At 42.9% G+C, this 12,850-nt stretch carries 13 protein-coding genes and 1 pseudogene; 9 read left to right on the top strand and 5 right to left on the bottom strand.

Features of this window, described 5'->3' with window-relative positions; translation table 11 throughout:
• Positions 1–113: 113 nt before the first annotated feature.
• Complete coding sequence (locus HC723_RS15145) at positions 114–296, top strand: type II toxin-antitoxin system HigB family toxin (protein WP_190339666.1); 183 nt, start codon at positions 114–116, stop codon at positions 294–296.
• Positions 293–721 carry a helix-turn-helix domain-containing protein gene (locus HC723_RS15140; RefSeq protein WP_153448934.1) on the top strand — a complete coding sequence of 143 codons (429 nt, stop codon included), beginning with the start codon at positions 293–295 and terminating at the stop codon, positions 719–721. The genes HC723_RS15145 and HC723_RS15140 overlap by 4 nt, the downstream gene beginning before the upstream one ends.
• Positions 722–816: 95 nt before the next feature.
• Here HC723_RS15140 and HC723_RS15135 read toward each other — a convergent pair whose 3' ends face one another.
• Positions 817–2,187, bottom strand: coding sequence for an L-serine ammonia-lyase (locus HC723_RS15135; RefSeq protein ID WP_153449043.1), 1,371 nt, complete (start codon positions 2,185–2,187; stop codon positions 817–819).
• Positions 2,188–2,400: 213 nt separating this feature from the next.
• On the opposite strand from HC723_RS15135, the gene HC723_RS15130 reads away from it, so the two are divergent.
• The 7 genes and pseudogenes from HC723_RS15130 to HC723_RS15100 all read left to right on the top strand — a co-directional run bounded on the left by HC723_RS15130 (position 2,401) and on the right by HC723_RS15100 (position 8,304).
• A complete protein-coding gene (locus tag HC723_RS15130; RefSeq protein ID WP_190339665.1) occupies positions 2,401–3,471 on the top strand; it encodes an ABC transporter substrate-binding protein in 1,071 nt (356 codons plus the stop codon).
• 13 nt (positions 3,472–3,484) lie between these two features.
• A pseudogene (locus HC723_RS15125) lies at positions 3,485–4,291 on the top strand (alkaline phosphatase family protein); the annotation flags it as partial.
• 193 nt (positions 4,292–4,484) lie between these two features.
• Positions 4,485–5,324, top strand: coding sequence for an ABC transporter permease (locus HC723_RS15120; RefSeq protein WP_178306548.1), 840 nt, complete (start codon positions 4,485–4,487; stop codon positions 5,322–5,324).
• A gap of 4 nt (positions 5,325–5,328) precedes the next feature.
• Positions 5,329–6,123 carry an ABC transporter permease gene (locus HC723_RS15115; RefSeq protein WP_190339668.1) on the top strand — a complete coding sequence of 265 codons (795 nt, stop codon included), beginning with the start codon at positions 5,329–5,331 and terminating at the stop codon, positions 6,121–6,123.
• Positions 6,120–7,166: an ABC transporter ATP-binding protein gene (locus HC723_RS15110; protein WP_190339663.1), complete on the top strand. Its 1,047-nt coding sequence runs from the start codon at positions 6,120–6,122 to the stop codon at positions 7,164–7,166. Before HC723_RS15115 ends, HC723_RS15110 begins: the two co-directional genes overlap by 4 nt.
• Positions 7,167–7,168: 2 nt before the next feature.
• The gene (locus HC723_RS15105) at positions 7,169–7,828 is read left to right on the top strand and encodes an HAD family hydrolase (protein WP_190339662.1); all 660 of its coding nucleotides are present in this window, start codon (positions 7,169–7,171) and stop codon (positions 7,826–7,828) included.
• Between the two features lie 74 nt (positions 7,829–7,902).
• Positions 7,903–8,304 carry a ribosome recycling factor family protein gene (locus HC723_RS15100; protein WP_190339661.1) on the top strand — a complete coding sequence of 134 codons (402 nt, stop codon included), beginning with the start codon at positions 7,903–7,905 and terminating at the stop codon, positions 8,302–8,304.
• A 15-nt stretch (positions 8,305–8,319) separates the two neighbouring features.
• Here the strand turns inward: HC723_RS15100 and HC723_RS15095 are convergent, their stop codons facing one another.
• From HC723_RS15095 to HC723_RS15080, 4 genes are all read right to left on the bottom strand, one after another.
• Positions 8,320–8,691, bottom strand: a complete 372-nt coding sequence (locus tag HC723_RS15095) for a GNAT family N-acetyltransferase (protein WP_238925518.1) — start codon at positions 8,689–8,691, stop codon at positions 8,320–8,322.
• Between the two features lie 127 nt (positions 8,692–8,818).
• Entirely contained in the window at positions 8,819–10,015 is a 1,197-nt protein-coding gene (locus HC723_RS15090) for a DEAD/DEAH box helicase (protein WP_153448942.1), read from the bottom strand.
• Positions 10,016–10,164: 149 nt separating this feature from the next.
• Positions 10,165–11,535, bottom strand: coding sequence for an MFS transporter (locus HC723_RS15085; RefSeq protein ID WP_190339660.1), 1,371 nt, complete (start codon positions 11,533–11,535; stop codon positions 10,165–10,167).
• Between the two features lie 138 nt (positions 11,536–11,673).
• Complete coding sequence (locus HC723_RS15080) at positions 11,674–12,678, bottom strand: DNA-3-methyladenine glycosylase 2 (protein WP_190339659.1); 1,005 nt, start codon at positions 12,676–12,678, stop codon at positions 11,674–11,676.
• Positions 12,679–12,850: the final 172 nt, after the last annotated feature.

The raw sequence follows: 12,850 nt of genomic DNA, 5'->3' as shown, positions 1-12,850 counted from the left end.
AGACTATGCAACCAATTGGCTTTGGTTTTATAATAATGAACGGCCTCATAAAGCCAATGGTGGTAGACCACCATTGATGGTCGCTTAACTTCTACTTTTAACAACAGTTAGAAATGGGAGGATTACCAGATAACTTTAAATACAAAGATAAATGGTATGTTTTAGATATCGGTGGCAATAATTTACGTCTAATCACCTTCATTGAATTTAGAGATCATCGAATGTTCGTAAAGTGTATTGTCCCTCATGCTGAATACGACAAGCTATGCTCAAGGTATGCCAAGGAGTCCAAATGAAAAATTTCAATCAACTAAAATCAACAGCATTAGAACTATTTACCATGGCAAGCTTTGTCGGTCATATCTCCAACGATGAAGAATACACAGAAGCATTAGCGCTGATGGAAGAACTCATTGAGGAGTATGATCTTTATAAGCCTTTAATCGAAGTTCTCGCAGTATCAATAGAGCGTTGGGAAGATAATGCGGATGAGTTTGCCGAATTTAATCGTCGGATTGAAGGTTTAGATAACGGCGTTGCGACTTTGCGAGTATTAATGGATCAATACCAATTGAAAGCTGACGATCTAAAAGATGTTATCGGCGGAAAAAGCTTGGTATCGATGATCTTAAATGGGTCGCGAAAGCTAACCAAAGAACACATCCAAGCCATTTCTTCTAAATATAACATTAGCCCTGCGTTATTTTTTGCTAGCGTATAAAACCGAACTTGGCCGCTATTTGGCATGAATCGCGGCCGGATATTCGCTCTCCCAAAAAACCACTCTTTACAGTGTAAATTCACCCATTCAGGACATCACTCACATGGTGGCGCTAAATGGATCAAAGCCAAGCCGCCGAGTGAGGTTTCTCGGTATTTTCGGTTCATGTCTTTGCCGGTTTCAAACATGGTCGCGATCACTTTGTCTAGCGATACCACGCTTTTACTGTTGCGCCTTAATGCCATACGCGAAGCATTGATGGCCTTCATTGCGCCCATAGCGTTACGTTCAATACAGGGCACTTGCACTAAGCCGCCAATCGGATCGCAAGTCATGCCGAGTGAATGTTCCATTGCAATTTCTGCCGCCACGCAAATTTGCTCGTTAGTGCCACCGCATAACGCGGCTAAACCAGCCGCAGCCATCGATGATGACACGCCGATCTCACCTTGGCAGCCAACTTCCGCACCAGAAATCGAGGCATTGGTTTTGTATAAAATGCCGATCGCCCCTGCAATTGCAAAAAAGTCGATTAACTTATTGGTATTTAACGCTTCAATAAAACGATGATAGTACATCAATACTGCAGGGATCACGCCAGCGGCACCATTGGTAGGAGAAGTCACCACTTGACCACCCGCGGCATTTTCTTCACTGACGGCAAAGGCGAACAAGTTAATCCAATCCATAATTTCCATTGGATCGGTACTTAAATGGGAGCCACTTTCTAAACGCATGCGTAAGTTTGGCGCACGACGTACCACCCCTAATCCGCCGTCTAAAATACCTTCCGTTTCAAAACCGCGTTGCATGCACTGACTCATCACTTGCCAAATTTGATCTGATTTAGTCCGAATGGCGTCCATTTCAAAAAATGACAATTCATTACGCAACACCATTTTGGCTAACGATAAGTTATGGCTATCCGCTTGTTGCAACATCGATTCGGCGTCATGGAAAGGAAACTCCACCGCCACCGTTTCCTCTTTTCCTCTATTTTGCATTTGAGTCGAGGTAAGAATAAACCCGCCACCGATCGAATAATAAATTTCACTGACTAGCTCTTGATCATGTTTATTTAACGCGGTGATCACCATGCCATTTTCATGCAGAGGTAAGTTGGTTTTAAGAAATTGAATGTCGCTATCGTAATCAAACTCAATGCTATTCGTGTCACTTAAAGCTAACTGCTGACGCTCTAATGCCACCTTTAAAGTTTGATTGGCCGCAGCGATATCAATGGCGTCGGGACGATTCCCCAGCACGCCCAGAATTACTGCTCGATCGGTATGATGACCAATGCCGGTTAACGACAATGAACCGTATAAATCGACCCGAATACGACTGACATTGTCTAAGTGCGGTTGCATTAATTGACTGAATTGAAACCCTGCGATCATAGGGCCATTGGTGTGAGAACTGGACGGCCCAACGCCTATCTTAAAAATATCAAAAATGGATAACATCATTACCTCAAAATAAATCATAGCCACTATGAATATTATAGTTAAATTTGTTAATAGGTGATGCTTAAAAAATGAAATGAAATATAAATGACATCGAATCAACTAAAAACTGAAAGATAACTGCAGGCAAAGTGTCACATTTGTTGTCTAGGATGCGTTATGTACTTACTTACCACGCTGTATTTACTGACCTAGTCCAAAGGAATCGACACTATGAAACGTTTGTTAATCAGTACCACTTTAATGGCAACGCTTTTTTCTGCCCATACTTTCGCGCAAGATACTTTCGTACAAGATAATAATGCCATCCAACCTTTAATTGATGCCGCTAAAAAAGAAGGTCAGGTTTACAGTATTGGCATGCCAGATACTTGGGCTAACTGGAAAGGCACTTGGCAAGACTTGCAACAACAATATGGCTTAAAGCATCAAGATACCGATATGAGTTCGGCGCAAGAGATCGCAAAGTTTGATGCCGAAAAAAACAACGCCACCGCCGATATTGGTGATGTCGGTTTTGCATTTGCACGTATCGCGGTCAAAAAAGGTGTCACTCAACCATATAAACCGACCACATGGGACAGCATCCCAGATTGGGCAAAAGACAAAGAAGGTAATTGGGCACTGGCTTATACCGGCACTATCTCTTTTATTTCCAATAATAATCTGGTTAAAAACCCACCGAAAACATGGGATGACCTGCTAAAAGGCGATTACAAAGTCACCGTAGGAGATGTGGGTGTTGCCGCGCAAGCCAATAACGCCGTTCTAGCGGCAGCCTTCGCTAAAGGTGGCAGTGAGAAAAACCTGCAACCTGCGCTTGATTTATTTGCCAAACTCGCTAAACAAGGTCGTTTATCTTTTACCGACCCAAGTGTTGCTAACCTTGAAAAAGGCGAAGTCGAAGTTGCCATTTTGTGGGATTTCAATGCGCTTAACTACCGTGACCAAATCGACCGTAGCCGTTTTACGGTGAGCATTCCTCAAGACGGTTCAGTTATTTCCGGTTACACCACCATCATCAATAAATACGCTAAAAACCCGAATGCCGCCAAACTGGCGCGTGAATATATCTTTAGCGATAAAGGCCAAATCAATTTAGCCGATGGTTATGCCCGCCCTATCCGCACCAGTGTTAAGTTGCCACAAGCGATTCAAGATAAATTATTGCCTAACTCTCAATACACTCATGTTCACCCAGTCAGCGACTTTGCGGCATGGGAAAAATCAGCCCGTCAATTGCCGCGTCAATGGCAAGAAAACGTGTTAATCAGTCAGCAATAGTGTAGGAAATAGCATGAATCACAAGGTCATCTTAGTGCTCCTCGATGGCCTCAATTACCAAGTAGCTCATGATTGTATGGGCTACTTAAATGGATTAATTGAGCAAAATCGAGCAACACTATTTCAACTTCAATCCGAGCTACCTTCAATGTCGCGGCCTCTTTATGAATGCCTTTTAACCGGCGTTCGACCTGTAGATAGCGGCATCGTGAATAATCAAATTGTTCGCTTATCTAAGCATGAGTCCGTATTCAGTTTAGCCAAGCAACAAGGGAAAGTAACCGCTGCTGCTGCCTATCATTGGATGAGCGAGTTGTACAACCAAGCCCCTTATGATGCAGTTCGAGATAGATTTACTCATAATACATCGATGAATATTCAACATGGTTATTTTTATCACTGGGACCATTATCCCGATGAAGCGTTATTTCTTGATGCCGACTATTTACGTCGCCGTTATCAACCCGATTTTTTGTTAATACACCCAATGAACATTGATGATATAGGGCATAAATTTGGCTTAGATTCGCGCCAATATCGTAACTGCGCTCGCGCTGCCGATATCCACCTTTCCAATTACATCGACCAGTGGTTAAGCGATGGCTATCAAATATTGGTCACTAGTGATCACGGTATGAATAATGATTTGTCTCATGGCGGTATTTTGCCACAGGAACGAGAAGTGCCTTTATTTGTGATTGGCGATGCGTTTAACCATCAAGCTCCAACCAATAAAGAGGCACTCCCTGCAACAATAAAACAAACTGAGATCTGTGGCAGCGTATGCCAATTGCTGGGGTTAAACCACAACAAGGCTTATTACTCGTCCTTTTTTACGACCGATGCCACCTGTACATTGGCAGCGTCTTCATCAACCAACAATACGGCCTCAAACCATGACCAGAAGTAGTATTGATATCAGCCAGTTATCAGTAAAACAAGCTGAAGCACACTATGAAAAACAATCCGAAAACGGCTCTAACAATCCAGCAAGTAAACCTGTTAAATCAACAATGTCGGTTTGGTTGAAGCGCTTTAAGCCTGCACTGTGGTTTATTCCATTCTCAGTGGTTTTCTATTTATTTCAACTAGCGCCCATGTTTTGGGTCTTGGTCAATAGCTTTATTTATGACGGTGAATGGTCGGTAACAAATTATCATGACATTCTTAATTCTAAGTTTATGCTGCAAGGTTTCAGTAACAGTATTTGGTTGTCCGCTTGGGCGAGTATTTTAGGTTTAGTGATCGCCGCTTTACTGGTTTCGTCATTACGACATCTAGACAATAAGATCCGTGATTGTGTGATTGCCTTTACCAATATGAGCAGTAATTTTTCCGGAGTGCCGCTCTCATTCGCTTTTATCATTATTCTAGGCGTGAATGGCGCGCTCACCTTGTTACTAAAGCAATATGGATTGATCGATGACTTTAATCTTTACGGAAAATGGGGATTATTAGCCATCTATGTTTACTTCCAAATTCCATTAGCGGTATTACTGCTCTATCCCGCTTTTGACAGCCTAAAACCCGATTGGAAAGAAGCCGCCGCGTTACTGGGAGCCAACACCTATCAATATTGGTGGCGGATCGCGCTGCCAGTTTTAACCCCTGCATTGCTAGGAACCTTTATCATTTTAATTGCCAATGCAATTGGCGCGTATGCCAGCGTGTATGCGTTAACCGGTGGCAGTTACAACCTTGTCACCATACGCATTGCCAGTCTGGTATCGGGAGATTTATTCCTAGAGCCTAATTTAGCTGCGGCAATTTCAGTATTACTGCTTGCCTTGTTAGCCTTTATTACTGTGATTAATCAATGGTTAATTTCAAGGAGTTACCATGTTAAACACTAAAACGATGCTCCCTTCATCTTCCAGTGTATTGATCCATAAATTTATCGTTTACGGCATTGTTGGGGTCATGTTATTACCGATCCTTGCCACACTGTTGTATTCATTTTCATCCCGTTGGGGAGCCACCATATTACCCGACGGTTTAACTTTTGATTGGTATTATCAATTATTAACCGATGACCGATTTATTGCTGCATTTGGGCGCTCGTTAATCTTAGGCTTTAGCTCACTATTCTTGAGTGTGGTGTTAATTCTGCCGACTATTTTCGTGGTGTTTTATTACTTCCCAAAAATGGATAAAGTAATGAACATTTTGATATTACTGCCATTTGCGGTGCCGCCCGTGGTGTCATCAGTCGGTTTATTACAACTTTATTCCGACAGCGCCATTCCATTGGTTGGCACCCCTTGGATTTTGATTGGCACTTACTTCACCATCGCCTTGCCTTTCATGTATCGCGCGATCTCCAACAGCTTTAGCGCCATCAATTTACACGACTTAATGGATGCAGCGCATTTACTTGGCGCCAGCACCCCAAGAGCTTTCTTTTTAATTGTGTTGCCTAACTTGAAAAAAGGGCTATTGGCTTCTTTGTTTATCTCATTCTCTTTCTTATTAGGCGAGTTCGTATTTGCCAATATTTTGGTCGGTACGCGCTTTGAAACCATGCAAATTTATCTCTACAACATGCGTCAAACCAGCGGCCACTTTACTTCTGCTTTAGTGATGACCTATTTCTTATTTATTTTTGTAATGACTTGGCTTGCCAGTCGCTTTAGCCAAGAGGAAAAATCATGAATACCTATTCAAAAACAGATTACGTCACCGTTTCCAATCTCACAAAACGCTTTGGTCAAAATACCGTATTTGAAGGTATTGAATTTGGCATAAAACAAGGTGAATTTGTTACCTTACTTGGGCCAAGTGGTTGCGGAAAATCCACCTTACTGCGCAGTCTAGCGGGTTTAAATCCGGTCGATAATGGCACGATATTAGTAAATGGTGAGGATATTACTCATCAAACCCCACAAGAGCGAGGCATCGGTATGGTGTTTCAATCTTATGCTCTTTTTCCTAATATGACGGTCGAAACCAATATTGCCTTTGGCTTAAAAATGAAAAAACTTGATGCCAACACCATTAAAAAAGACGTCGAAAAAGTGATCCAATTGGTCGATTTATCCGGCAAAGAAGCCTATTACCCGCATCAATTATCAGGTGGACAACGACAACGAGTCGCCCTTGCACGCGCGTTAGTGGTTAAGCCTAGAATTTTATTACTCGATGAACCGCTTTCAGCCCTCGACGCCAAGATCCGAAAACGTTTAAGGCAGCAAATCCGTGATATTCAAAAAGAGTTAAACCTCACCACGGTTTTTGTGACTCATGATCAAGAAGAAGCGATGATCATGTCCGATCGGATTTTCTTAATGAATAATGGTGAAATTGTGCAGCAAGGAACACCAGAGCAAATCTACACCCAACCAGAAAATGAATTTGTGGCTGGGTTTATGGGTCATTACAATTTAATGGAAGCCAAGCAAGCCAAACAACTGTTCAACATGGATACCCAAAAGAAACTCGCCATACGCCCAGAATCAATCTATGTCGAAGAAGTGGGTCGTCATTATCCTGAGCATATTTCTCTGCCATTAAAAGCCACCATTCAACATCAGCAATTATTAGGTAATGTTATTCGTTATCGTGTCGCGATGGAAAACTGCCAAGATTGCCATTTAACCGTCGATTTACTCAATCGTTCATCAGAAAGGCTGCTTGCTAATGGTCATCAATTGCATTTACGATTTAACCTTAACGAAATTCAACCCGTGAGAGCGTAACCATGCCTAATTCATTGATTGTTTTTGATATGGACGAAACATTAATCAACGCCGACTGCGCGATGCTTTGGCATGAGTTTTTGGTTGAGCAAGGCATTGCCACTCAACCAGGTTTTATTACCGAAGATAAACGATTAATGGCGCTGTATGCTAAAGGTGAATTGGATATGCAACAATATTTAGCCTTTTCAATTCAACCGATCAGCCATTTAAGCGTACAACAAGTATCACAACTGGCCGATCAATGTGTTGAGGAAAAAATACTGCCTTTATTGTTCCCTCAAGCTAAAATATTGATTGAGCAACTTCATCAACGGCAACAAGTGATGTTGATCATTTCTGCTTCGGTTTCATTTCTAGTAACAGCGGTCGCTAAACGCATTGATATCCCACATGCGATTGGTATTGATTTGGTTGAGCAACAAGGTCGATTTACTGCCACAATTCTAGGCACGCCAAGTTATCAACAAGGGAAAGTAACTCGACTACAACAATGGTGTCAGCAGCACCATGAAACCTTCTCAGCCGTGCATTTCTACACCGATTCGATCAATGATTTACCTTTGTGTCAATACGCCGATTTCGCTTATTTGGTCAATCCATGTGAAAGATTAGAAAAACAAGCGCAAGGTAAACCGTGGCAAATATTACATTGGGGTTAAGCCCAAACTAAATCGTCGCCAACGCATCCAAATCGCCCATCGTCATTGTGGGCGTTTTTCTTTATCATAGCCGCATGATCACTATCGCACTGCCCTCACTCATCCACCGCATTGGTCGCGATCGAGTTAAACAAGCAAAAAGCATCGCACTCAAATTAGGGTGTGAACTTAAACGTATTCGCCGCTCAAGAAATTGGCAACTGCAAGGTGAAGTCGAGCCGCTGTCAGAATTAATCGAAACCCTGACCGCAACCGATCCAGACACGATGAGTTATTTGATCAAAAAAATCACCGACGGAATAAACACAGCGTTAATCTCAGAGGAAGATAGTCAACCACCACCCAGCATGGCCGATAAATTGGCAGCGTTAATTCAAAGTAATCCAGATATCACATTAAATGAGTTAATGGCCATCACCGACTGCACCATGGCGCAAGCACGCAGCGTCCGATTTGAAATGCAGGATTTTGATTGAGAGCTTCATTTAATTTTATATAACAGAACTAGAGTCTGTTGAAATAACATCTCCGCACACTTTATCCATCACCATCGGGATATCTACCATACCTTTTTCACGCCTCACACCATCAATACGATTAAATCCGAAATTTTTGTAGATCTGCTCTGCACGGAGTGCTGAATTAACAGTAAAACGTCCTCTGTTCCCATTTTTCATCGCTAGATTTTTAGCTACCTCCCAAAGTTTGCGTGATAGTCCGATACCTTGGAAACTATCATGAACAAACAAATGAAATAGGTGAGAATTATCACGAATACCTACAACGCCGATCACTTCGTTATTATCAGATATCGCAACTAAATATGAATAATTACTCGATAAATATAACTTAATTCTATCCATAGACATCGAAGCTAGTCTGAGAAGAAATAAATCCCACATAGCAAAAACGCCATGCTGCGATCCTCAATCAAGGAGTCACAACATGGCGTTTGGGATTTAACTCTAAAGCAAGAGAAAGAACAGCGTTTTAGTCTTGTTGCTTAGCGCGCTTATGCTTTGGCACATAGTTCAAGACTGAAATTGGCACGTCTTTGATTGGAGTAAAGCCTTCAACGGTTTTACGCTTGATCAAATGCCCTAAACGACTTTCAATCATGCATAAGTTTTTAAAGTCGTCTCGTGATACCAAAGATACCGCTTCACCTTTTGAACCCGCACGTCCAGTACGACCAATACGGTGTACATAGTCATCGGCTGGGAATGGCATATCGTAGTTAATTACGCACGGCAGGTCGTCGATATCGATACCACGCGCTGCAACGCCTGTCGCAACTAAATACTTCACGGTTCCAGCTTTAAACTCATCTAATACCCGCGCGCGTGAGGCTTGATTACGACCACTGTGAATAGCTTCTGCTGCAATGCCGCGCTTTTCAAGTTGCGAGACTAATTTGGCAGCGCCATGTTTAGTACCGATGAAAATCAACGCTTGAGACCAATCACGCTCGGTGAGTAAATGGGTCAATAATGCAGACTTTTTGTCTTTATCTACCGTGATCATGTATTGATTGATCGAATCTTTCGAGGCGCTGTGTTTGGCAATCGAGATCTCAGTTGGATCATTAATGGCAGTACGAGCCAGATCACGCACTGGGTTCGATAGCGTGGCTGAGAATAATAGATTCTGAATATTTTCTGGTAAACGTGCGATGATCTTGTTGATGTCTTCAATAAAGCCCATATCGAGCATGCGGTCCGCTTCATCGAGCACCAGCATTTCAACTTCATCAAAATGAACAGAATGTTGACCGTATAAATCAATCAAACGCCCAGGGGTGGCCACTAAAATATCCACACCATCAATCAAGGCTTGCTTTTGTGGCGCATAATCGACGCCACCGTACATGGCAAGAGACGTCAATTCTAAGTATTTTCCGTAGGCTTGAATATTCTCTTCAACTTGGATCGCAAGTTCGCGAGTTGGCACTAAGATCAACGCGCGAATACGTTTTTTACGCTGCGTCTGGCCTTTGCTTAGCATCTCTAGGATTGGCAATACAAAACTGGCGGTTTTACCAGTACCGGTTTGCGCTGCTGCGATCAGATTTTCACCGCGTAAAACCACTGGAATGGATTTAGTCTGGATGTCGGTTGGCTTATCGTAACCTTGTTCGGCAACGGCTTTTAAAATTGGATCGCTTAACCCAAAAGAAGAAAATGGCATGGAAGATCTCAGTAATGGAAAAATAAAACAGGGATTTGTTATATCACTATAGTGTAGCGGTTTTAGAGGGCAGATGTTATCTGAATTTGGGCTTAAATGCTGTTAACACTCAAGCCCAATTTGAAGATTGTATTGCTATGAGTACTGGTTTAATCGACTCGAGGTTGCGTCACTCGCAAGCTACTCACAACCGCAGCAACAACAGCAAAACTGCCCGCTAAAATCAGCGAAGCGTGAGTGCCGTTATCGTGGAACATATTAAACATTAACGCCACCAGCGCCGCACCGACACTTTGCCCAAGCAGGCGCGCCGTACCTAACATGCCACTAGCACCACCACTTCGATCTCGTGGAGCCGATGAAATAATGGTGTGATTATTCGGCGTTTGGAAAATACCAAAACCAAAACCACACAGAGCCATTCGCCAGACAATATCAAAATCACTTGGATTATGCGGTAACAACACTAAGCCAAATAGACCGCAAGCAAATATCCCTAAGCCCACACCGCCAAGTAAACCAGCATGGAAACGCTCCAGTAAATAACCCGAAAGTGGCGCGGCGATCATGGTTGCCAGTGGCCATGGGGTTAACAATAATCCGGTGGCTACTTCACTGCGCTCTAATACCGTCTGTAAGAAAAACGGCAGCGAAACTAACGCTAACATTTGAGCGATAAACGATGATACTGACGTCCCCATTGAGAGTGAAAAAATTGGGACCCTCAGTAAATCCACCGGTAATAACGGGAACGCCATAGAGAGCTGACGACGCACAAAAAAGAAGCCAACAATCACCACCGCGACTAACTCAACGCTCACAATGGTCAGAGGTTGCCCTTGCGAGAAACCAGTAATCGCGGCAATTAATAGACCAAAGAATAACGCATTCATAATTGCGCTAGGAATATCAAACCGTTGCCCAATGGATTTTTTCAAATTAGGTGGTAAATATTTCAGCGCTAATGCTAAAGAAATCATTCCAATCGGCACGTTAATTAAAAAGAGCCATTTCCAAGACGCGACCAATAAAACTGCGGCGGCCACCGTCGGCCCTGCGGCAGAAGATACGGCCACCACAAAAGAGTTGATCCCCATGCCTCGGCCAAGAAAACGCTTAGGATAAATCAGGCGGATTAAAGCAATATTGACACTCATTAATGCCGCGCCGCCAAAGCCTTGTAGCACTCGGGCTAACGTCAACATTTCTAAAGAGGTCGAGAGCGCGCAAAACACCGATGTTAAGCAAAATAGCACTAAACCGACTTGATATACCCGACGATAGCCGACAATGTCACCAATAAAGGACATCGGCAGTAATGAAATGATGATCGAAATTTGGTAGCTGTTCACCACCCAAATCGATTCGGCTGGGCTGGCACTTAAATCACGCGCAATAGTCGGAAGCGCGACGTTAGCAATCGCGCCATCCAGCACCGCCATGGTAATACCAAACGCAATCGTGAGGATCGCGCCAAGACGTTGTGGGTTGGGTAACCCATCGGGATATTTGTTATCCATGAGGAATATAAACCTGCGAATTAAAAAGTAAAAACGAACAAAATCAAATCGTTGAAAAGAGGGGTAATTCTCCGCCTATTGCCACATTTTGTAAATTAAAACGTGATCAATCTCACACTTATTTATAACCCATTTTATTTACAGTCCATTCCACAAACACAAGGTGGCATAAGCTCGATACGGTTGCCACGCCTCAGCTTGTTGCAACACCACTTTGCGTGAGGGATAGTCACCTTCGACAGCCAATGCTTTTAATACCCCTAAGTCTTTATCAGGGAAGCTATCTTGAATACCTAAACCGCGCATGGCGAGATAATTTGCCGTCCACGGCCCTACCCCTTTTAATGCGGTCCATTGTTGTAAATAATCTTCAAAGACTTGGTCTTTATTCAAGCTAATCATCTGACCTTGCAGTGCTTGGATCACGGTAATTAAAGTGCCAATGCGGGTCTTAGTTAATCCTAAACCTTCAAATGATAAATCGATCACATCGGTCAGTTGTGGGAAGAAACAATCTAACTCACGAGGAAAGCTCGCCGGCGTTTGTAAATCTGCAGCATGCGCCACTCTGCCGGCCAACGTGGTGGCCGCTTTAACAGAGACTTGCTGACCTAAAATAGCGCGAACGCAAAATTCAAATGAATCAAACGCTTTTGGCATTCTTGGTACATGCCCATTCACAAAGCCTCGCTGTAGCACTTGATCATGTTTTAACTTAGATTCGATTTCGCTCATATCGGTATCCAGATCAAACATAAATCGAACCCGCTTTAATACCGGCTCAACCGCTGCGGGATGATTGCAAACAATAGTCACTTCTAACTGATTGGATTTGGTTAAATACGCGACTTGAATACGACCAGTATGCATTTGACGGCTGTTATTATCGCCGCTGTTATCGATGACGTTATTGGAACTATTGTCGCAACCGCTATCGGTGGTATCGGTATCATGATGAGTGCTACTGTCAGCAACAAATCGAAAGCTGCGCGCATAAACATTATCAACCACCGACTCCACCCCAACAATCATTCTTGGCTGGATAAACGACAACATAAAAGCGTAATCAAAATCGCTTGGGCAATCCAATGTTTGGGTATGAGTGTGAGGTGAAGTAAATGAACAAATAGGGATATTAGTCATAGGATAGCCTTTTTAATTGAGTGGCTATCCTACTTGATATTGGGGGTGTAGTGGTCAATGAAAATTGGCCACAGTTTTAGAGTTTTCCCAATATAATTGTTCCGATCTATTAGGTGTTAACCCTCCATTATATTGATGCGGTCTGAGTCGGCTGTAATAACCTGTTATATAT

It is taken from the genome of Vibrio sp. S11_S32 (genome assembly GCF_014694465.1).
Classification (GTDB): Bacteria; Pseudomonadota; Gammaproteobacteria; order Enterobacterales; family Vibrionaceae; genus Vibrio; species Vibrio algicola.
This window is presented reverse-complemented; position numbering and strand designations above follow the sequence as displayed.

Bases quoted from the DNA above. Each gene is read 5' to 3' on its own strand.
- HC723_RS15145 (WP_190339666.1), top strand. From the start codon at position 114: ATGGGAGGATTACCAGATAACTTTAAATACAAAGATAAATGGTATGTT.
- HC723_RS15140 (WP_153448934.1), top strand. From the start codon at position 293: ATGAAAAATTTCAATCAACTAAAATCAACAGCATTAGAACTATTTACC.
- HC723_RS15135 (WP_153449043.1), bottom strand. From the start codon at position 2,187: ATGTTATCCATTTTTGATATTTTTAAGATAGGCGTTGGGCCGTCCAGT.
- HC723_RS15130 (WP_190339665.1), top strand. From the start codon at position 2,401: ATGAAACGTTTGTTAATCAGTACCACTTTAATGGCAACGCTTTTTTCT.
- HC723_RS15120 (WP_178306548.1), top strand. From the start codon at position 4,485: ATGTCGGTTTGGTTGAAGCGCTTTAAGCCTGCACTGTGGTTTATTCCA.
- HC723_RS15115 (WP_190339668.1), top strand. From the start codon at position 5,329: ATGCTCCCTTCATCTTCCAGTGTATTGATCCATAAATTTATCGTTTAC.
- HC723_RS15110 (WP_190339663.1), top strand. From the start codon at position 6,120: ATGAATACCTATTCAAAAACAGATTACGTCACCGTTTCCAATCTCACA.
- HC723_RS15105 (WP_190339662.1), top strand. From the start codon at position 7,169: ATGCCTAATTCATTGATTGTTTTTGATATGGACGAAACATTAATCAAC.
- HC723_RS15100 (WP_190339661.1), top strand. From the start codon at position 7,903: ATGATCACTATCGCACTGCCCTCACTCATCCACCGCATTGGTCGCGAT.
- HC723_RS15095 (WP_238925518.1), bottom strand. From the start codon at position 8,691: ATGGATAGAATTAAGTTATATTTATCGAGTAATTATTCATATTTAGTT.
- HC723_RS15090 (WP_153448942.1), bottom strand. From the start codon at position 10,015: ATGCCATTTTCTTCTTTTGGGTTAAGCGATCCAATTTTAAAAGCCGTT.
- HC723_RS15085 (WP_190339660.1), bottom strand. From the start codon at position 11,535: ATGGATAACAAATATCCCGATGGGTTACCCAACCCACAACGTCTTGGC.
- HC723_RS15080 (WP_190339659.1), bottom strand. From the start codon at position 12,678: ATGACTAATATCCCTATTTGTTCATTTACTTCACCTCACACTCATACC.